We start from the raw sequence: 227 nt of genomic DNA, 5'->3' as shown, positions 1-227 counted from the left end.
CTGCCCGCCACCCTCCGGGCCGTTGCTGCGCAACGTTCAAATCCGCTCCCGGCGGATTTGTCCTCCTCAGGAGAGCGCTCGCCGACAAACAACAGATAAAACAAAAGGCCCGGTCTTTCGACTGAGCCTTTTGTTTTTATTTGATGTCTGGCAGTTCCCTACTCTCGCATGGGGAGACCCCACACTACCATCGGCGCTACGGCGTTTCACTTCTGAGTTCGGCATGG

At 56.8% G+C, this 227-nt stretch carries 1 rRNA gene; it reads right to left on the bottom strand.

Annotated features, from left to right (window positions below):
* Positions 1–145 precede the first annotated feature (145 nt).
* Positions 146–227 (bottom strand): 5S ribosomal RNA (gene rrf, locus OGV74_RS23330); the annotation flags it as partial.

It is taken from the genome of Citrobacter sp. Cf116 (assembly GCF_030336505.1).
GTDB lineage: Bacteria > Pseudomonadota > Gammaproteobacteria > Enterobacterales > Enterobacteriaceae > Citrobacter > Citrobacter freundii.
Note: the sequence above shows the minus strand (reverse complement) of the source record. Positions and strands in the feature narration are given on the sequence as shown.